Annotated in this window: 15 protein-coding genes and 2 tRNA genes; 12 read left to right on the top strand and 5 right to left on the bottom strand. The window is 66.4% G+C overall.

The features are described from left to right. Positions 1-159: 159 nt before the first annotated feature. On the bottom strand, positions 160-1,878 hold the full coding sequence (gene ilvD, locus OVA06_RS06785) for a dihydroxy-acid dehydratase (protein ID WP_056085264.1): 1,719 nt from the start codon (positions 1,876-1,878) through the stop codon (positions 160-162). Between the two features lie 244 nt (positions 1,879-2,122). On the opposite strand from ilvD, the gene OVA06_RS06780 reads away from it, so the two are divergent. Continuing rightward, positions 2,123-3,334, top strand: a complete 1,212-nt coding sequence (locus OVA06_RS06780; protein WP_268157176.1) for a sunset domain-containing protein — start codon at positions 2,123-2,125, stop codon at positions 3,332-3,334. A gap of 302 nt (positions 3,335-3,636) precedes the next feature. Then, positions 3,637-3,712, top strand: a tRNA-Lys gene (locus OVA06_RS06775). 205 nt (positions 3,713-3,917) lie between these two features. On the opposite strand, the gene OVA06_RS06770 is transcribed toward OVA06_RS06775, so the two are convergent. After that, positions 3,918-4,376 carry a MarR family winged helix-turn-helix transcriptional regulator gene (locus OVA06_RS06770; protein WP_015937461.1) on the bottom strand — a complete coding sequence of 153 codons (459 nt, stop codon included), beginning with the start codon at positions 4,374-4,376 and terminating at the stop codon, positions 3,918-3,920. Positions 4,377-4,472: 96 nt separating this feature from the next. Here OVA06_RS06770 and bcp point away from each other — a divergent pair, with 96 nt between their 5' ends. The 8 genes from bcp to OVA06_RS06730 all read left to right on the top strand — a co-directional run bounded on the left by bcp (position 4,473) and on the right by OVA06_RS06730 (position 14,446). Next, the gene (bcp, locus tag OVA06_RS06765) at positions 4,473-4,946 is read left to right on the top strand and encodes a thioredoxin-dependent thiol peroxidase (RefSeq protein ID WP_056085261.1); all 474 of its coding nucleotides are present in this window, start codon (positions 4,473-4,475) and stop codon (positions 4,944-4,946) included. A 93-nt stretch (positions 4,947-5,039) separates the two neighbouring features. Next, positions 5,040-5,121, top strand: a tRNA-Leu gene (locus OVA06_RS06760). 218 nt (positions 5,122-5,339) lie between these two features. Next, entirely contained in the window at positions 5,340-6,029 is a 690-nt protein-coding gene (locus OVA06_RS06755; RefSeq protein WP_056085259.1) for a fasciclin domain-containing protein, read from the top strand. Between the two features lie 181 nt (positions 6,030-6,210). After that, positions 6,211-7,881, top strand: coding sequence for an ABC transporter substrate-binding protein (locus OVA06_RS06750; protein WP_231994290.1), 1,671 nt, complete (start codon positions 6,211-6,213; stop codon positions 7,879-7,881). A gap of 79 nt (positions 7,882-7,960) precedes the next feature. After that, positions 7,961-9,463: a malate:quinone oxidoreductase gene (locus OVA06_RS06745; protein WP_056085253.1), complete on the top strand. Its 1,503-nt coding sequence runs from the start codon at positions 7,961-7,963 to the stop codon at positions 9,461-9,463. Between the two features lie 63 nt (positions 9,464-9,526). Further along, positions 9,527-12,754: an efflux RND transporter permease subunit gene (locus tag OVA06_RS06740; protein ID WP_268157171.1), complete on the top strand. Its 3,228-nt coding sequence runs from the start codon at positions 9,527-9,529 to the stop codon at positions 12,752-12,754. A 115-nt stretch (positions 12,755-12,869) separates the two neighbouring features. Further along, positions 12,870-13,979, top strand: coding sequence for an LLM class flavin-dependent oxidoreductase (locus tag OVA06_RS06735; protein ID WP_015937467.1), 1,110 nt, complete (start codon positions 12,870-12,872; stop codon positions 13,977-13,979). Beyond that, complete coding sequence (locus OVA06_RS06730; protein WP_056085250.1) at positions 13,979-14,446, top strand: MarR family winged helix-turn-helix transcriptional regulator; 468 nt, start codon at positions 13,979-13,981, stop codon at positions 14,444-14,446. The genes OVA06_RS06735 and OVA06_RS06730 overlap by 1 nt, the downstream gene beginning before the upstream one ends. Before the next feature lie 51 nt (positions 14,447-14,497). On the opposite strand, the gene OVA06_RS06725 is transcribed toward OVA06_RS06730, so the two are convergent. Together OVA06_RS06725 and OVA06_RS06720 are read right to left on the bottom strand one after the other, a co-directional pair. Continuing rightward, the gene (locus OVA06_RS06725) at positions 14,498-15,304 is read right to left on the bottom strand and encodes a transglutaminase-like domain-containing protein (RefSeq protein WP_268157167.1); all 807 of its coding nucleotides are present in this window, start codon (positions 15,302-15,304) and stop codon (positions 14,498-14,500) included. A gap of 70 nt (positions 15,305-15,374) precedes the next feature. Next, complete coding sequence (locus OVA06_RS06720; protein ID WP_268157165.1) at positions 15,375-16,238, bottom strand: hypothetical protein; 864 nt, start codon at positions 16,236-16,238, stop codon at positions 15,375-15,377. 178 nt (positions 16,239-16,416) lie between these two features. On the opposite strand from OVA06_RS06720, the gene OVA06_RS06715 reads away from it, so the two are divergent. Both OVA06_RS06715 and OVA06_RS06710 read left to right on the top strand, forming a co-directional pair. After that, the gene (locus tag OVA06_RS06715; RefSeq protein WP_056085243.1) at positions 16,417-17,079 is read left to right on the top strand and encodes a DUF1684 domain-containing protein; all 663 of its coding nucleotides are present in this window, start codon (positions 16,417-16,419) and stop codon (positions 17,077-17,079) included. Positions 17,080-17,180: 101 nt separating this feature from the next. Next, on the top strand, positions 17,181-17,672 hold the full coding sequence (locus OVA06_RS06710) for a GtrA family protein (RefSeq protein ID WP_268157163.1): 492 nt from the start codon (positions 17,181-17,183) through the stop codon (positions 17,670-17,672). Between the two features lie 13 nt (positions 17,673-17,685). Here OVA06_RS06710 and OVA06_RS06705 read toward each other — a convergent pair whose 3' ends face one another. Next, entirely contained in the window at positions 17,686-18,843 is a 1,158-nt protein-coding gene (locus OVA06_RS06705; RefSeq protein WP_268157161.1) for a cysteine desulfurase family protein, read from the bottom strand. Positions 18,844-18,847: the final 4 nt, after the last annotated feature.

Raw genomic sequence — 18,847 nt, 5'->3', positions numbered from 1 at the left:
GGACAATCCCATCTCACCATGTGGACTCCAATGTCCACCCCTTGATCATATGGCATGGGGACCAAAGGTTTCGCCACCCGCACCCCAACCTCGCCAGCGGTCAGGGTGCGTGTGGCCTCAGCTCAACCGCGGACGGCGCGGTTGGGCTGCCGGAGCCGGTTAGCCGCAGTACGCACCAGTGCTGGCGCTGTGCACCAGTTTGGCGTACTTGGCCAGGACGCCCTTGGTGTAGCGGGCCGGCAGCGGCTCCCAGCCAGCCTTGCGGGCTTCAAGGTCAGCGTCATCCACCAGCAGGTCGAAGCTGCGCGCTGCGATGTCCACGCGGATCCGGTCACCGTCCCTGACAAAGGCGATAGGACCGCCGTCGACCGCTTCCGGCGCGACGTGGCCGATGCACAATCCGGTAGTACCGCCGGAGAACCTGCCGTCTGTCAGCAGCAGGACGTCCTTGCCCAGCCCCGCACCCTTGATGGCGCCGGTGATGGCGAGCATCTCCCGCATACCCGGGCCGCCCTTGGGGCCCTCGTAGCGGATGACCACGACGTCGCCGGCATGGATTTCGCCCTTGTCCAGCGCCTGCAGGGCACCCTGCTCGCGGTCGAACACGCGGGCGGTCCCTTCGAAGACGTCGGCGTCGAAGCCTGCACTCTTGACCACGGCGCCTTCCGGAGCCATGCTGCCATGCAGGATGGTGATGCCGCCGGTCTTGTGGATCGGGTTGTCCAGCGCGCGCAGGATCTTGCCGTCGACGTCCGGCGGGTTGATCGCGGCGAGATTCTCTGCCACGGTTTTGCCGGTGACGGTGAGGCAGTCGCCATGCAGCAGGCCGGCGTCCAGCAGTGCTTTCATGATGACGGGAACGCCGCCGATCTTGTCGACGTCGGTCATGACGTAACGGCCGAACGGTTTGAGGTCGCCAAGGTGCGGAATCCTGTCGCCGATGCGGTTGAAGTCGTCGAGGGTCAGCTCAACCTCGGCTTCGCGGGCGATGGCCAGCAGGTGCAGGACCGCGTTGGTGGACCCGCCGAACGCCATGGTGACGGCGATGGCGTTTTCGAAGGCCTTCTTGGTCATGATGTCGCGGGCGGTGATGCCCAGGCGGAGCAGGTTGACCACCGCTTCGCCGGACTTGCGGGCGAATTCATCACGACGGCGGTCTGCCGAGGGCGGGGCGGCAGAGCCGGGCAGGGACATGCCCATGGCCTCACCGATACAGGCCATGGTGTTGGCCGTGTACATGCCGCCGCAGGCGCCTTCGCCCGGGCAGATGGCCTTTTCAATACGGGTCAGGTCTTCCATGCTCATCTTGCCCGCGGCGCAGGCACCCACGGCTTCGAAGGCGTCAATGAGGGTGACTTCCTTTTCGGAACCGTCTTCCAGCTTCACCCAGCCCGGCATGATGGAGCCGGCATAGAGGAACACGCTGGCCAGGTCCAGGCGTGCTGCGGCCATGAGCATGCCGGGGAGGGACTTGTCACAGCCGGCCAGCAGCACCGAACCGTCAATCCGCTCGGCCTGCATGACGGTCTCGACGGAATCAGCGATGACTTCGCGGGAAACCAGGGAGAAGTGCATGCCCTCGTGGCCCATGGAGATGCCGTCGGACACGGAGATGGTGCCGAACTGCATGGGGAAGCCGCCGCCGGCGTGGACGCCCTCCTTGGCACCCTGGGCCAGCCGGTTCAGGGAAAGGTTGCAGGGAGTGATTTCGTTCCACGAACTCGCGACGCCCACTTGGGGCTTCGCGAAGTCGTCGTCGCCCATGCCGACCGCACGGAACATGCCGCGGGCCGGTGCGGCGTGGATGCCGTCGGTAACCACCCGGCTGCGGGGCTTGATGTCAGGCTTGCTCTCGGTTTCGATCTGGCTCTCGGTCATGAGGGAAAGTCTATGACCCCCGTAGTGCCAAACGGACTGAAGGGGCGGTTAAAACCGGATCGCTGGACCTGCCTCCCGCCGGCGGCCTCCCACGACGCAGCGTGGCAACTCCATAAGCCCGCGCCCCGGCCCTGGCCAGCCAAGGGATTCCCCCGCGCGCCATTGCCGGCAAACCTAGACAGCCATGGTGACCCGACGTAGCGTCGGGGCAGAACGCGTTGTAAGCCAAAGTGAAGGGAATGCCATGGATGTCGTCATGTGGATCGTGGTAGCAGTCATTGTCATCGGCGTGGTGTGGTGGCTGGTCAGCCGCAACAACCGCAACAAGGACGCCGGTGCCGCTGGCCCTGCCGGGAACACCCGGCCCGCCGCGACACGGGCCCCGGGTTCCCCGGCAGACCGTCGGGCGGATGGGGCCCTTTCCGGCGGCAGCGCCGCGGCATCGGCCGAAGCAGCGGGAACAGCCGGGCTTGCCTCCGCTGCCGGCTTCGGGCGTCCCGCCGAGCCCGCGGCGCCCTCAGCCGCCGACGAGCCTGCCGACTCCGCAGTAGCGTCCGCAGGAGCTACGACCCAGTCAGACGGCGGTCACATGGCAACTGCTGACCACGCAGGGGCCGGCCGGGACAACTCCAGCCCATCCGATACGGAAGCGGTAGCGGATGGCGCTGGGGCGTCGCCCCTGGAAGCCACCGACGCGGAATCGGCTTCGATGGCTGAGGCCCACCCGGAAAACCCCCGGGACGAGCGGACCCGCCAGGACCAGGCGGAATGGGAGACGCAGTGGTCCGAGGCTGGCGGTTCGGGTACCCCGGAGTCAGCACGCCACGCCGTACCCGCGGCGGAACAGGCCTCGGTGCAGGCCGCCCAGCCGGTTCACCACGCGGAATACACAGAGTCCCACGCACCGACCCTTCCCGGCGCTGAGACAGCGGCGGTGGAAGAGGACGACGCCGGCCCGTCGGCTGCCGCCCGGACCGGAGCGGACAGAAGCTACTCCCCCGGCGCCGACGTCCCCGTCGGTATGGGCGTAGCGACTGCGCCGGGCTCACCGGACAGCGGTACGGGCAGCACCGCCGGCGACGCCGTTGCTGCCCCAGCTGCGGAACCCGCCGCTGCTGACTTCGCTGCCGCGGAGACCACGGACCGCACCCAGTCATCTGCCCTGGCCGAGAACGGTGCAGACCACTTGCAGGCACCGCCGTCCGCTCCCCCGCAGGGAGCCCCGGAACCACAGGGGCACCTTGCGGCAGAGGAACCGTACGGAGCAGGATCCGCAGGCGCCGGTGCGGACGGCAGCGGCCCCGCGGAGTACACGGTCAAGGGCGATGCCGGCTCAATGGTCTATTACGAAGAGGGCCACCCGGACTACGACGGGACACGTGCCGACGTCTGGTTTGAATCCGCCGCCCACGCCGAAGCCGCCGGCTTCCGGGCTCCCCGCCGCAGGCGCCTCTGAGGCGGAGCCGGCAGAGGCGGCAGGTGTCAGCAAACCCCGCAGATCCCGCCCGCACCCCTGTGTCCCAACTCACAGCGGGGCCGGGCGGCCGGAGCGCCTTCCGCGGGTCACTTTCCACACCCTTGCCGCCAACAGCAAGAGCCCAAAATCCTTGAGTTTCCGCGGCTCCTGCACCCGAAGACCCTCCCCATGGAGCTCCCGGACGGGCCGATTTCACATGCACCAAAAGTTCGTGTAGAGTTTCATGTCGTTGCGGAGATCAACGGGAAAGAAAAAGCCCGGGAGATTGAAACAAACAAGATGCACCTCTAGCTCAATTGGCAGAGCAATTGACTCTTAATCAATGGGTTCCGGGTTCAAGTCCCGGGGGGTGCACCACTGGGAAAACAGCCTCTGGCTCGCGGAAACGCAAGCCAGGGGCTGTTTTGTTTTATTCTGCATTCTTTGGCCCATCACGCATCCCCGGCACGCAGGGACGAACGCGGACTCCTCCCGCAAAAGAGGCATTCTGGGAGCACAAAAAACGTGGCCTGGGAGTCCGGGCCACGTTGTCTGTGGAAAGAGTGCGTTTGGGGTGGCGCGTTCAGCTTGAAGGGTTGTCCACCAGGGCGGCGGCGTTGCCCGGGGTGGTGGCGAACTGGCTGGCCAGTTCCCGGACCACGGATTTGAGCTCCTGCCTCAGGAGTTCGGGGTCGATGGACGAGGACGCCAGCACCGAACGCTCCATTTCAACAGCCTCGGCCACCGCTTCCTTGCCCCTCTCGGTGAGGGAGACCACGTGGCTGCGGCGGTCCGACGTACTGCGGACGCGGGCAATGTGGCCGTGCGTCTCAAGCCGGCTGAGGGTCTTACCCATGGTTTGGGCCTGGACACGCACGTATTGGGCCAGTTGCGCCTGGGTCATGGGCCCCTGCGCGGCAAGGACCTCAATGGCGATAACGCCGGCGTGGGTCAGGCCGATGGCGCCGAGTTTTTCGTTCCACGAGTGTTCGACGAGGCGTGCGGCAGTGGACAATAGGCGCCCCGTGGGCCAGTGATCCATATCAGGCATAGCAGCAAGTATAGCCAAATGCTGATTAGCGCTGGCTTCCGCTGCTTATTAGGCTGTTGTGTCCCGCCCGCAACAAGGAGAAAAACAATGGCTGAAAGACTCGTTACCGGCGACGACGCGCCCGGATTCACGCTCAAGGATGCAACGGGCAACGATGTTTCCCTCTCCCCCGGCTCGGGCCGGAACACAGTTGTGTACTTCTATCCGGCAGCTGCCACGCCGGGCTGCACCAAGGAAGCCTGCGATTTCCGGGACAGCCTGGCGTCCCTCCAGTCCGCCGGATACGACGTGGTGGGAATCTCCCCGGACCCGGTGGAGAAGCTCGCTAAATTCGCTGCGGCGGAAGAACTGACCTTCCCCCTGCTTTCGGATGAGGACCACGCCGTGGCGGAGGCCTACGGCGCGTGGGGTGAAAAGAAGAACTACGGCAAGACCTACCAGGGGCTCATCCGCTCCACCATCGTGGTGGACCCCGACGGCAAGGTAGCACTGGCGCAGTACAACGTCCGGGCCACCGGCCACGTTGCCAAGCTGCGGCGGGACCTGAAGCTCGACGCCTGACGGGTGGCACCGGGCGGTGCACATGCGCACCGCTACAATGGAAGCTGGCATCCGCCGTCGTGGGCATTTTTTGACGCAGCGCAGCGGTGCCGGGCGCGAGTGGTGAAATTGGCAGACACGCAGGATTTAGGTTCCTGTGCCTTCGGGCGTGGGGGTTCAAGTCCCCCCTTGCGCACTCAGTAAATACGGGAATCCCCTGGCTTCGGCCGGGGGATTTTTGTGTTTCAGCAGGTGGACCCCTGAAAAACTTTCCCGAACCGCCCATCCGGATGGACCTGCCGCCCGAATGCACTGTGAGACGCCAGCCACAGTGCAGGTGCCCACCAGCCGGATCAGCACCACTTCCGCAGACATCCAGTCGGCGGCCGGCCCACAACAAACAAGGAGAACGCAATGCAGACAATCAAGCGCACAACTTTCACGGTCGCAGGCGTTGCAGCAGCCGCGCTGCTTAGCCTGACCGCGTGTGGCGGCTCCGGAAGCACCTCCGGATCCTCGTCCGCCCCCTCGGCGGAGCCGTCGGCCTCCAGCATGGCCGCGTCGCCGTCCGCAAGCTCCACTGCCAGCGCCTCCGCCGGCGCCATGGACCCGGCGGCAAACCTGGTGGGCCCGGGTTGCGCCGGCTACGCCGAGAAGGTACCCACCGGCGCCGGATCGGTCCAGGGCATGGCCCTTGACCCCGTCGCCGTCGCGGCTTCGAACAACCCGATCCTGACCACCCTCACCGCTGCGGTTTCGGGAAAGCTGAACCCGAAGGTGGATCTGGTTGACACGCTCAACGGCGGTGAATTCACGGTCTTCGCCCCGGTTGACGACGCCTTCGCCAAGATCGACCCCGCCACCATCGAGACACTGAAGACCGACGACGCCCTGTTGAGCAAGATCCTGACCTACCACGTGGTTCCCGGCCAGATCACGCCCGACATGATCGCCGGCACGCACGCAACTGTCCAGGGCGGCTCCGTGACCGTAACGGGCAGCGGCGACAACCTCAAGGTTGACGATGCCAACGTGATCTGCGGCGGCGTCAAGACCAAGAACGCCACCGTTTACCTGGTCGATTCGGTGCTGATGCCCAAGTAGGCAATGCCGGATTTCCGGCCCAAAACGTTGAAGCTGGGCCCGCTGTGAGCGGGCCCGGCTTCAGCGCGTTGGACCTGTACCCGCCCGGCGGCGGTCACCGCCCGCGCCGGCCCGGTGGCGGCGGCTAGACTGGACCCGGTCCGCAGGCGGCGGAGATCCACGATCCAGGGGTGATAAACGGGTGACCAGAAGTACATCGCGGCGAACGGTCCTCACTGCCGGCGCCGCGCTCCTGGCCTGGGGTGTGACCTCGTGCACCAACGCACCGTCCCCCTCGCCGTCGTCGGATTCCCCCAGCTCCGCGGTCGCTGCCGAACCGGCGGCGACGTTCAACTTCGGTACGGCAGCCCAGCCGCTCGGCCTGGACCCCGCGCTCTCCAGCGACGTCGAATCACAGCGCATCACCCGGCAGGTCCTCGAAGGCCTGGTGGGAGTCGACCAGACCACCGGCAAGCCCACTCCCCTGCTCGCCACCGAATGGTCCGAGTCCAACGAGGGCCGCAGCTACACCTTTAAGCTGCGCGACGGTGTCACCTTCCAGGACGGCACCCCCTTCAACGCCGACGCCGTCTGCACGAACTTCAACCGCTGGTTCGCCTTCCCCGCAGAGCTGCGGCGGCAGGCCCCCGGCAGCTCGTTCAAGGGCGTCTTCAAGGCGCACTCCGACGAAGCGGCGCTGTCCATCTTCAAGAGCTGCACGGCGGTGGACCAGGGCACCGTCCGGATCGACCTCACGCAAAGGTTCACGGCCTTTCTCCAGGCGCTGACCCTGCCTGCCTTTGCCATTGCCTCCCCGGCAGCCCTGGCGGCGGGGAAAGCCGATGTCCTGGACCAGAACCGCGCCGGGCGGCCAGTTTCCGATTTTGCCACCGCGCCAGTGGGTACCGGGCCCTTCAGCTTTGGCTCCTGGGATGACCAAAGCGTCACCCTGCTGACCAACAAGGCCTATTGGGGTGACCGGGGCCAGATTGCCACCATCAATTTCCTGGCCTACGACCACCCGCAAACACGGCTGCAGGCATTGCTCGACGGCCGGATCGACGGTTACGACGCCGTCACCGTGGGCAACTTTGACCAGCTGGTGAAGCGCGGCAAGCAGATCGTCCAGCGCGACCCGTTCTCGGTCATGTACGTGGGAATCAACCAGGACATCCCGGTCCTGCAGAACCAGAAGGTCCGGCAGGCCATCGAGATGGCCATCGACAAGGAGACCCTGATCCGCAGGTTCTTCATCGACAACACCACCAAGGCAACCCAGTTCGTCCCGCCGAAGATCAGCGGCTTCAACAAGGACGCCCCCGAGCTTGGCCACGATCCGGCGAAGGCAAAGGAATACCTGAAGGACGGGGGCTATGCCGGCGAGGAACTGAAGTTCTACTACCCGCTCAACGTCACCCGCCCCTACCTGCCTACTCCCGAGAAGGTGTACGCCGAGATCAGCCGGCAGCTCACCGCCGTCGGCATCAATGTGCGGCCGGTTCCCGTGGACTGGGCCGACGGCTACCTGCAGAAAGTCCAGTCACCCGGCGACCATGCCCTGCACCTCTTGGGCTGGAACGGTTCCTACTCGGACGCAGACAACTTCGTGGGGCCGCTGTTCGGCGAGAAGAACGGCGAGTTCGGCTACCAGGATCCGCAGGTGTTCTCCAAGATCAACCGTGCGCGGGGGCTGCCCGAGGGTGAGGACCGTGATGAGCTCTATCACACCATCAACGCCCAGATTGCTGCCACCGTCCCGGCAGTCCCCATCGCTTTCCCCATCTCCGCGCTGGCTTTGTCCGACCGGGTTGTCAGCTACCCTGCGTCACCGGTCTTAAATGAAGTTTTCACGAAGGTGCAATTAAAGCCTTGACGGGCCGGGCCAATTTCAGTATGTCGGCAGGGCGGGGATATTCTGTGACAGCCAGAGCCGCTGCAATCGGAGACTGATCGTGACCTTCATTTCCAAGACCCAACATGCCGACGTCGTCCTGATTGGCGGCGGCATCATGAGCGCAACGCTGGGGGCATTCCTCAAGCAGTTGGAACCGGACTGGACCATCTCCCTGTTCGAGCGGCTGGACCAGCCCGGCCTCGAAAGCTCAGACCCCTGGAACAACGCCGGAACCGGCCACGCGGCCCTCTGTGAGCTCAACTACTCCCCCGCAGCCAAAGACGGTTCGGTCAGCCCGGCCAAGGCACTGCTGATCAATGAGCAGTTCCAGCTCTCCCGCCAATTCTGGTCCCACCTGGTGGACGGGAACCTGATCGGATCCCCCAAAGGCTTCATCAACACCGTGCCGCACATGAGCTTCGTGATCGGCGACGACCACGCCCGGTTCCTGAAGACCCGCTACGAGGCCCTCAAGCCGCACACGCTGTTCCGGAGCATGGAGTACTCGGAGGACCACGGCCAGATTGCCAAGTGGGCGCCGCTGATCGTCAAGGGCCGCAACGCCCAGCAGAAGATCGCCGCCACCCGCGCCGCCGAGGGCACCGACGTCGACTTCGGTGCACTCACCCGCGAGCTGACCACCTACCTCGGGAACAACGGCGTCGAAATCAATTACGGGCACGACGTCACCGGGATCAGCAAGGCGTCCGACGGCGGCTGGGACCTGACGCTGAAGCACCCCAGGTCCGGCGAGCACGGCAGGATCCACGCCAAGTTTGTCTTCGTCGGCGCCGGCGGCGGTGCCCTGCACCTGCTCCAGGCCTCCGGCATCCCGGAGAGCAAGGGCTACGGCGGGTTCCCCGTCTCCGGCCAGTTCTTCCGCTGCACGGACGAGACCATCGCCGCCCAGCACAGCGCCAAGGTCTACGGCCAGGCGTCGGTGGGCGCCCCGCCCATGTCCGTCCCGCACCTGGACACCCGTTACGTCAACGGCAAGCGGTCCCTCCTGTTTGGCCCGTACGCCGGGTTCTCCACCAACTTCCTCAAGAACGGTTCCTACCTCGACCTGCCGTTGTCCATCCGGCCCGGCAACATCATTCCGATGCTGGCGGTAGCCAAGGACAACATGGACCTCACCGCCTACCTGGTCAAGGAAGTGGCCAAGCGCCACGGTGACAAGGTTGAAGCGCTCCGGGAGTACTACCCCGAAGCCAAGGACGGCGACTGGGAACTGATCACGGCCGGCCAGCGTGTACAGATCATCAAGAAGGATCCGCAAAAGGGCGGCATCCTCCAGTTCGGTACTGAAGTGATTGCCGGCCGCGACGGTTCCATCGGCGCGCTGCTGGGAGCCTCACCCGGAGCCTCCACCGCTGTTCCCATCATGATCGAACTGCTGCAGAAGACGTTCCCCAAGAACTTCAAGGGCTGGCAGGGCAAGCTGAAGGACATGATGCCCGGTTACGGGGTGAAGCTGGATGAGAATCCCGAGCTGGCCGCCGAGCTTGAGCGGGCAACTGCCAAGTCCCTTCAGCTGGAGAGTGTTTCCGCCAGCAACTGACCCTGCCGGGGCCAGTGGCTGGCTTACCGGGATCCAGTCACCAACCCTTCCAGGAGACCATCAATGTTTCGGCTGGCACACCTTTCATTGGCGAACCGGGCGCTGATCGCGCTGATCACCATCTTCGCTTCTGTCTTCGGCGTGATCACCATGTCGTCGCTGAAGCAGGAACTCATCCCGTCCATTGAGTTTCCGCAGATCACCGTGCTGACCTCCATGCCGGGGGCCTCGCCGGAGGTGGTGGACAAGCAGGTCAGCGGTCCGCTCGAAACAGCCCTGAACGGCGTGGAGGGGCTGGAATCCACCTCCTCCACGTCCCGCAACGGCGTTTCGCAGATCACGATGGTGTTCACCTACGGTTCCAACCTGGACCGGGCACGGAACCAGATCGACCGGGCCATCTCCAACGCCAAGCGCAGCCTGCCGGCCGACGTCCAGCCGCAGGCCATCGCCGGGAGCATCAGCGATTTCCCGATCGTCTTCCTGGCGGTGTCCTCGGATAAGCCGCTCAGCGAACTCAACACCGATCTCCAGCGGCTGAGCGTTCCCCGGCTGCAGAAGATCGACGGCGTCCGCGGCGCCGATGTCACCGGCGGCGCCACCCAGCACATCGAGATCCTTCCGCGCCCCGAGGCGATGGCTGCGTCCGGTGCCAGCATCGCCTCCCTCCGCGACACGCTCTCCAACAACGGAGCCCTGGTCCCGGCCGGCACGCTGGAAGAGCAGGGCAAAACGCTCTCGCTGCAGATCGGCAGTCCGGTCGACTCGCTCGACGCCGTCAAAGCCCTTCCGGTGTCCGGCGCCAAGGACGGTGCCACTATCGGGTCCGTGGCCGACGTCGCCATCAAGGACGACGAACGCACGTCCATCACCCGGACCAATGGAGCCGAAACCCTCGCGCTGTCCGTCACCAAAAAGCCCGAAGGCGACACGGTGGCCATCTCCCATGCGGTGCGGGACAGCCTGGATGAGCTGGCAGCGGAGCTTGGCTCCAACGCCACCTTCACCCCGGTTTTCGACCAGGCGCCCTTCATTGAAAAGTCCATCAAGGACCTCACCACCGAGGGCCTGCTGGGGCTGGGGTTCGCCGTGGCGGTCATCCTGGTCTTCCTGATGTCGGCCCGTTCCACCCTGGTGACCGCGGTATCCATCCCGCTGTCCCTGCTCATCACATTCATCGGGCTCTCGGCTACCGGCTACTCCCTGAACATCCTCACCCTCGGCGCCCTCACCATCGCGATCGGCCGCGTGGTGGACGACTCGATCGTCGTGATCGAAAACATCAAGCGGCACCTTACCTACGGCGAGGACAAGGTCACCGCCATCCTCACCGCGATCCGTGAAGTAGCCGGGGCCATCACCGCGTCCACCCTCACCACGGTGGCCGTGTTCCTGCCCATCGCCTTCGTGGGCGAACTGGCCGGCGAGCTGTTCAGGCCGTTCGCCCTGACGGTCACCATCGCCCTGCTGGCGTCCCTGCTGGTGTCCCTGACAATCGTTCCGGTGCTGGCTTACTGGTTCCTCATGAGCCCCGCGCCGTCCGGTGCCGGCGCACGCGCCGACGCCGACGCCGCCCGGGCAGCGGCGCAGGAGAAGGAACAGCGCGGCCGGCTCCAGCGCGGCTACCTGCCCATCCTCACCAAGACGCAGAAACACCCCGTGCTGACTTTGGTCGCCGCAGTGCTCGTGCTGGGCGCCACGGCAGCCATGACCCCGCTGCTGGCCACCAACCTCCTGGGCAACTCCGGCCAGAACAGCCTCACCGTACGCCAAGTGCTTCCGGCCGGTACCAGCTTGGCGGAGACCAGCGCCGCAGCCGTCCGCCTCGAAGAAGTGCTGCGCGGAATTGACGGGATCAAGGACGTTCAGGTCACTTCCGGCAATGCGCAGGCCGGGTTCGCCGCACTGGTGTCCTCCGGCTCGTCGAATTCAACCTTCACGGTGGTGACGGATGAGAAGGCGGACCAGGACCAGCTGCAGGAAACGGTCCGCACTGAGCTGGCCAAGGTTCCGGACTCCGGCAAGGTGTCCGTGGGTACCCAGCAGGGCGGCTTCGGCACTTCCTCCACCGTGGACATCACCCTCAAGGCTGCCAGCACCCAGGACCTGCAGGCAGCCAGCGACGCCATGGTGAAAGCCATGACGGGGGTCCCGGGCACCAGCGAGGTGGAAACCAACCTCGCCGCGAGCCAGCCGGTGGTCCAGGTCAAGGTGGACCGGGCAAAGGCAGTGGCGGCAGGCCTGAATGAGGAGCAGGTGGCGGGAGTCCTTGCAGCCACCATCAGCCCGGTCCCTGCCGGCACTGTCCGGATCGACACCAACGACTTCCCGGTGAGGATCGGCCAGGGAACCAGGTTCACCAGCATCGACGCCGTCCGGAACATCCCGCTGCCGGCCGCCGGAAGGCCTGTGACCCTGGGCAGCATTGCGTCCGTGGAACAGGTGGATATTCCGGTGTCCATCACGGCCAGCAACGGCCAGCGCACCGCAAAGGTGTCCGTGACGCCGTCGGGATCCAACCTGGGTGCCGTCAGCACCGAAGTACAGGGCCGCCTGGCGGGCGTCGAGCTGCCAGCGGGCGTAACCGCCGAGATCGGCGGTGCCACCACGCAGCAGGCAGAGTCCTTCCGGCAGCTGGGCCTGGCGCTGCTGGCTGCGATCGCCATCGTGTACGTCATCATGGTGGCCACCTTCAAGTCCCTGATCCAGCCGCTGATCCTGCTGGTGTCCGTGCCGTTCGCCGCCACAGGGGCCGTTGCCCTGCTGCTGGTCACCGGCGTTCCCCTGGGGCTGCCGTCGCTGATCGGCATGCTGATGCTGGTGGGCATCGTGGTGACCAACGCCATCGTGCTGATCGACCTCATCAACCAGTACCGGCAGCCACGAACCGGCCCTGCCGGAACAACCTCGCCGGGAATGAACGTCGCGGACGCCATCACCCACGGCGCCCGGCAACGCCTCCGGCCCATCCTGATGACGGCACTGGCGACAGTTTTCGCGCTGACGCCGATGGCGATGGGGCTCACCGGCGGCGGCGGCTTCATTTCGCAGCCGCTCGCAGTGGTGGTGATCGGCGGCCTGGTCTCTTCCACAGCCCTGACCCTGGTCCTCGTTCCTGTCCTGTACCGGCTCGTGGAGGGCCGGCGCGAACGGAAGGCGCTCCTCCGCGACCTGCAGGCACAGCCGGAATTCGAGCCGGCGGCCGACGTCGATGCCGAGTTCCGCGACTGGACCACCGGCGATGTGCCGAGGGTCAGCGGACGCCGCGCCGCGCCCGGCAGCCCCGACTGACACAAACGGAATAAATCCCGCATGGATGCGTTGTATCCGTCGATAGATGCAAATGCATCTAATTTGGACTACACTGGAACCAAGCCAGCAAGTCCAGGAAACGGAAGGGCACATCATGCAGTTCGGTGTTTTCAGCGTCAGCGACATCACCACGGACCCCACGACGGGCCGCACCCCCACCGAGAACGAGCGCATCAAGGCCTCGGTGGCCATCGCCAGGAAGGTCGAAGAGATCGGCATGGATGTCTACGCCCTGGGCGAGCACCACAACCGGCCCTTCTTCTCATCCTCCCCCACCACCACCCTCGCCTACATCGCCGCGCAGACCGAGCGGATCACCCTGTCCACGGCGACCACGCTGATCACCACGAACGATCCTGTGAAGATCGCCGAGGACTTCGCCATGCTCCAGCACCTGTCCGATGGGCGCGTGGACCTGGTGCTGGGCCGCGGCAACACCGCCCCTGTCTACCCGTGGTTCGGCAAGAACATCCAGGACGGCGTGGAGCTGGCCATCGAGAACTACAGCCTGCTGCGCAAGCTTTGGGACGAAGACACCGTCAACTGGTCCGGCAAGTTCCGCACTCCGCTGCAGAACTTCACCTCCACCCCGCGCCCGCTCGACGGCGTGGCCCCCTTTGTGTGGCACGGCTCCATCCGCACACCGCAGATCGCCGAGGTGGCGGCCTACTTCGGTGACGGGTTCTTCGCCAACAACATCTTCTGGCCCAAGGAGCACTACCAGCAGCTGATCGGGCTCTACCGCGAGCGGTACGAGCACTACGGCCACGGCACCGCAGACCAGGCGATCGTCGGCCTCGGCGGGCAGTTCTTCATGAGGAAGAACTCCCAGGACGCCGTGAAGGAATTCCGTCCGTACTTCGACAACGCCCCTGTGTACGGCCACGGACCCTCCCTGGAGGACTTCACGTCCCAGACTCCGCTGACCGTGGGCAGCCCGCAGGAAGTCATCGAGAAGACCTTGAGCTTCCGCGAACACTTTGGTGACTACCAGCGCCAGCTGTTCCTGATCGACCACGCCGGCCTCCCGCTCAAGACAGTCCTGGAACAGCTGGACCTCTTTGGCGAGGAAGTCCTGCCCGTCCTCCGCAAGGAGTACGCGGACCGCAAGCCCGCCCACGTGCCGGACGCACCCACCCACGCATCCCGCGTCGCGGCGCACCTGGCAGCCCAGGACGCCGAAAAGGCCACGGCGGAGGCGTAATGGCAACCAGCCAATCCACTTCCCCCGTCCGGCTCGCCGCGGAAACCTGGGAGTCACTGTTCCGGGCGCAGGTGGCCGTGATGCGCAGGCTGCAGTCCGGCCCGGCGTTCCGGAAGCTGGCGGTGAATGAGTACGATGTCCTGTTCACCCTGTCACGCTGCCCGTCGGGCTGGCTCCGGCTTAACGAGCTCAACGACAACGTGCTGCTCAGCCAGTCCAGCCTCAGCCGGCTGGTGGAGCGGCTGGAAAAACGCGGCCTGGTGGCCCGGATGCCCGCGCCGGAGGACGGCAGGGGTGTGCTGCTCAAGCTCACCGACGAAGGCCGGGAGCTCCAGAAGGAGATCGGCCGTGAGCACGTCCGCGACATCTCCGCCCTGGTGGCGCCGGCGCTGAGTCCCGACGAGCAAAAGGAACTGCGCCGGCTCACGGACAAACTCCGGAACTCGCTGGGACAGCTGCCGCGGTAGGGGCGCCGGGCAGGACCTGAGCCGGCCAGCGACAAACCGGTCCGGGACAGGTCAGCCCAGCGCCACCCGGGCGGCGGGATCCTCAACCGGCAGCGTACCGTTGACCACTGCGGTGACGCGGAGCTGGTTGAGTGTCAGGCTTCCCCCCACCGTGGACAGGAAAGCCGTATCGGACGAGTCACGGCCGGCGGTGATGCGCAGCATCGACTCCCGCGGGGCCAGCCCCGTGGGGTCGATGATGCGCCACGAACCGTTAACGTAGGCCTCTGCCACGGCATGGAAATCCATGGGTGACAGCCCCGGAGCGTAGACCGCGGCAAGCCGTGCGGGGACGTCCTTGGACCGCAGCAGCGCGATGGCCAGGTGGGCGAAATCCCGGCATACTCCGCGGCGGTGCAGCAGTGTTTCCACCGCGCCGTCGGTGCCACGGGAAGAACCGCTGATGTACCGGAGTTCGCCGTAGACCCAGTTCCTGACGGCCTGGACGAGTTCCTCCCCGTGCAGTCCCCCGAATTCCGCGTAGGCGGTGGGGAGGAGCCGGTCAGATTCGGCATACCGGCTGGGCCGGACGTAGCGGATCTGTTCCGCCAGCGTTGCGCCCTCCGGCTGGGCGCGGCCGGCCACTGTGGCTGAGTATTCGACAGTGACATCGGTGGGGTCGGCGAACTCCATGTAGTGGAACCGGCCGCCGTGGTGGTCGGAGATTTCCGTCAGCGGGACTTCCTCCCCGCCTGCCAGCACCGACAGGGATTCCTCGAAGGACGAGTATCCGTTGTTCCTGGCAGCGGCAATGGCCATGGCCACCTTGGTGTTCGCCGCGGTGCGGAAGGCCAGGCGTGCGGAAACAGAGCGTTCCATGAATCTCCGGGGGTGTCGGCGTTGGAAAGCAGTGCCGTGCCCTGGCGCCCTGTGGGGGCCGGCGACGGGACTAGTTTTTGATCTCCAGCGACATTAGCATCCGCTGGACATTGGCAAAGTCCGGGCTCTCCCCGGCGTACGCGGCCGCCGCGCCAAGGGTGTCAAAAGCCTTGGCGGGAGCCACCTTCTCATCAGGCGCAAAAGCCTTCAGAGCCACCAGGTCGCCGAAGGACCAGTCACCTTTGCCGGCCGGACCGCGGACGGTGTTGCGCAGCTCGCAGGCCTGGTTGCCGGCCCCGCCCACCAGGTTGGTGATGCCGTAGGAGCCGAAGTAGCGGTAGCCCTGGATCACCCGGAAGACCACCCGGGGCGGGATGGTGCCTTCCCCGGACCCGGCGGAGGCGCCCGGGGACACGGGAACGCTGCTGATCACCGTGTAGGGCCGGCGCGAACCTTCAGGGCATTCGGCGGTCGACGGCGGCAGGCCGGTCCGGAGCGCGGCCATGAAGGTCCCGTCGGGCTTCTTCACCTCGATCTTCAACGCACCCGGAAGGGTTCCGTCCTCGGGCTGGACTGATTGGGCGATCCAGTCCTGGGGAAGTTCAAAGCTGACCGTCCTGGCAGGATCGGCAAAAGTCTTCCACGTCGCCGCGGTGGCCGCGGGCCGCGGTTCGGCTGAAGCGGTGCCGGAAGCACCGTCTTCGCCTGACGGGCCCGGCATGCCACCCGAGGGTGTCGTGCCTGACGGCGCCGTCGTCGGCGCACCCGCCGCACCGGTCGAGGGCTCCGCCTGCGTGGTCCAGCCAGAACCGGATCCGCCTGCCTGCGGGCCACTGCACCCGGCAAGCAGCAGGGCACCCACCGTCAGGACGACCAGTGACCCCGCCCTGGCCGGGCCCCGCGCCGGTACTGCTGCTGTTCCACTGGCTTCCATGCAGCCAGCCTATCGGCGCCAGGCTGTCCGGCCGCCCAGGCGCGTGGAGTTCCCGGCGCCGCACGCAGGCGCACACCGCATCCCACTTCACCCATCGCACCGCAGCCATGGAACCGCCGGAGGTGCCGTCGTCGTTCATTGCGCCCTAGGGACGCCGCCATACGGCTAGGCTGGGGACATGGCGCACGGGCAGCAGGGCATGGACGAAGAGAACCTGGCGGAAATGTCCGCAGTCGACGTCGCCGACTGGAGGCTGCGGACCTTCGCCCTCTACGACAACGTGCGCCGGATCGCCGCCGATAACCCGGCGGAAGCGCATTCGTATTGGCGCCATCAGCGCGACCTGATGTTTGCCACCCACCCGGCCTCGGCGCTGACGCCCGCGGACAAGGCGCAGTTCTCCGGGTTGAAGACCGCTGACTACGATCCCATCTACCGGTTCCATGTTCCCCTCACCAACGAGGGCGCCGGCCGGGAGATGAGCGTGGAAACGGGCACCGACGGCGTAGTCAACTTTGTCCGGCTGGGCACCTTCGACCTTCCCGAGATGGGTCAATTGGCCGTGTGGAAGCTCAAGGGATACGGCGGCGGTATCTTCGTGCCGTTCCGTGATGCCACAGCGGGCCAGCCGGGCGGCACCTACGGGGCCGGCAGGTACCTGCTGGACACCATCAAGGGCGCGTTCCACGGAGTGCAGGGTTCCGGCCCCCACGCCACGTTCGTCCTTGACTTCAACTTTGCCTACAACCCGTCCTGCGCCTACAACGATGCCTGGGCTTGCCCGCTGCCCGGCCCGTCCAACCGGCTGGCCGTGGAGATCCCGGCGGGCGAGCTCTACTGACGCTTAGAGAGCCCGGGCGCCGCTTGGCCTTCGGCACCAATCACTACGCCGCGCCCGCGGACTGAAGCGGGACGGTGCTCCCGGTATGGCAGGGTGGACGGATGGATTCCACCAGCGCGCCGGCAGCCGTCCAGGAGCAGCAGGACTCCCGCCGCAAGCCGGCCGCCCTGCGCCGCCGCGGAATCCTGCGGTTTCCGGTGGTCCGGCAATTCCTCCGCTTCTCGGGCGTAGGGATCATCTGCACCGGCGCATCCCTGGCGCTTTACGCCCTGCTCCGGCCGTGGATCGGCCCGCAACCGGCAAACGCCGTTGCCCTGGTCCTGACGTCCCTGCTGAACACCGCGCTGAACCGCCGGCTGACATTCAAGATCTCCGGGACCCAGCGCCGGGCCAGCGACCACCTGAACGGGCTGGTGGTGATCGTCGTGGCACTGCTGATCACCGGAGGCAGCCTGGGCGTGCTGCACTGGATCAATCCGGAGGCCACCGTGCGGGACGAGCTGCTGACCACCACCCTGTCCGGGTTCGTGGCCACGGCGGTCCGGTTCACGCTGCTCCGCCACTGGATCTTCCGCCGGGCGCGGCACCGCTAGCCGGACCACCGGATCAGTTGGTGCCGAGTGACCTCACTCCGGCCACGGCCGAGCTGACGGCTTTGGCAGCAGTGTCCAGGTCTTCGCCGGTCACCGCCGCGTCGAAGCTGAAGCGGACAGCCGTCTGCGCCACTTCGCGGGGAATGCCAAGGGCCGTCAGCACGGCAGAGGGTTCATCCGAACCCGCCGCGCATGCAGAACCGCTGGAACACATCACACCCTGGCGTTCGAGTTCGAGCAGGACCGATTCGCCGCTGGTTCCGGGAAAGCAGAAGGATGCTACCGAGGGCAACCGCTCCGCGGGGTGGCCGGTAAGGATGGCTTCCGGCACTCCCGTAAGCACGGCGTCAATGAATGCGTCCCTCAGCCGCGAGACCCGCCCGGCCTGTTCACGTTGCGCGGCCTGCGCCAGGGCAAGTGCGGTGGCGAGTCCCACGGCCCCTGCAATGTTTTCGGTGCCGGACCGGCGTCCGCGTTCCTGGCCGCCGCCGTGGAGCACCGGCTCCAGGCGGACCCGGCCCCTGACGTAGAGCACGCCGCAGCCCTTGGGGGCACCGAGCTTATGGCCGGAGATGCTGAGGGCGTCCACGCCCAGAGCAGCGGTGTCCAGCGGCAGCCAGCCGGCGGCCTGGACGGCGTCGGTATGGAAGGGGACGCCCTGCCCGCGGGCCAGCTCCGCGACGGCCGGGACCGGCTGGACCGTGCCCACCTCGTTGTTCGCGTACATGATGCTGACCAGCGCTGTTTCCGGTCCCAGCAGCGGCATGAGCGCTTCCGGCGTCACCTGCCCGGCACCGTCCACAGGCACCACGTCAACGGAGAAGCCGTGGAAGCGTTCAAGGTACCTGGCGGATTCCTCCACGGCGGGATGCTCGACGGCGCTGATCACCACACGGTTCAGGGCGGGGTTCGCCGCCTGCCGGGCCAGGGCAATGCCCTTGACGGCAAGGTTATCCGCCTCGGTGCCCCCTGACGTGAAGACCAGCTCGCCCGGCCTGCACCCCAGGACCGCGGCCACGGAGGCCCGGGCACCGGCGAGCGCGGCAGCGGCCGACTCCCCCAGGCTGTGGTGGCTTGAGGGGTTTCCGAAGTCACCGGTCAGGTAGGGCCACATGGCCTCCAGGACTTCGCGGCGGACGGGTGTGGTGGCGGCGGCGTCGAGGAAGATCATGGCT

Origin of the sequence: Pseudarthrobacter sp. SL88 (assembly GCF_026672455.1) — a bacterium.
Taxonomy (GTDB): Bacteria; Actinomycetota; Actinomycetes; order Actinomycetales; family Micrococcaceae; genus Arthrobacter.
This window is presented reverse-complemented; position numbering and strand designations above follow the sequence as displayed.

Bases quoted from the DNA above. Each gene is read 5' to 3' on its own strand.
- ilvD (WP_056085264.1), bottom strand. From the start codon at position 1,878: ATGACCGAGAGCCAGATCGAAACCGAGAGCAAGCCTGACATCAAGCCC.
- OVA06_RS06780 (WP_268157176.1), top strand. From the start codon at position 2,123: ATGGATGTCGTCATGTGGATCGTGGTAGCAGTCATTGTCATCGGCGTG.
- OVA06_RS06770 (WP_015937461.1), bottom strand. From the start codon at position 4,376: ATGGATCACTGGCCCACGGGGCGCCTATTGTCCACTGCCGCACGCCTC.
- bcp (WP_056085261.1), top strand. From the start codon at position 4,473: ATGGCTGAAAGACTCGTTACCGGCGACGACGCGCCCGGATTCACGCTC.
- OVA06_RS06755 (WP_056085259.1), top strand. From the start codon at position 5,340: ATGCAGACAATCAAGCGCACAACTTTCACGGTCGCAGGCGTTGCAGCA.
- OVA06_RS06740 (WP_268157171.1), top strand. From the start codon at position 9,527: ATGTTTCGGCTGGCACACCTTTCATTGGCGAACCGGGCGCTGATCGCG.
- OVA06_RS06735 (WP_015937467.1), top strand. From the start codon at position 12,870: ATGCAGTTCGGTGTTTTCAGCGTCAGCGACATCACCACGGACCCCACG.
- OVA06_RS06730 (WP_056085250.1), top strand. From the start codon at position 13,979: ATGGCAACCAGCCAATCCACTTCCCCCGTCCGGCTCGCCGCGGAAACC.
- OVA06_RS06725 (WP_268157167.1), bottom strand. From the start codon at position 15,304: ATGGAACGCTCTGTTTCCGCACGCCTGGCCTTCCGCACCGCGGCGAAC.
- OVA06_RS06720 (WP_268157165.1), bottom strand. From the start codon at position 16,238: ATGGAAGCCAGTGGAACAGCAGCAGTACCGGCGCGGGGCCCGGCCAGG.
- OVA06_RS06715 (WP_056085243.1), top strand. From the start codon at position 16,417: ATGGCGCACGGGCAGCAGGGCATGGACGAAGAGAACCTGGCGGAAATG.
- OVA06_RS06710 (WP_268157163.1), top strand. From the start codon at position 17,181: ATGGATTCCACCAGCGCGCCGGCAGCCGTCCAGGAGCAGCAGGACTCC.
- OVA06_RS06705 (WP_268157161.1), bottom strand. From the start codon at position 18,843: ATGATCTTCCTCGACGCCGCCGCCACCACACCCGTCCGCCGCGAAGTC.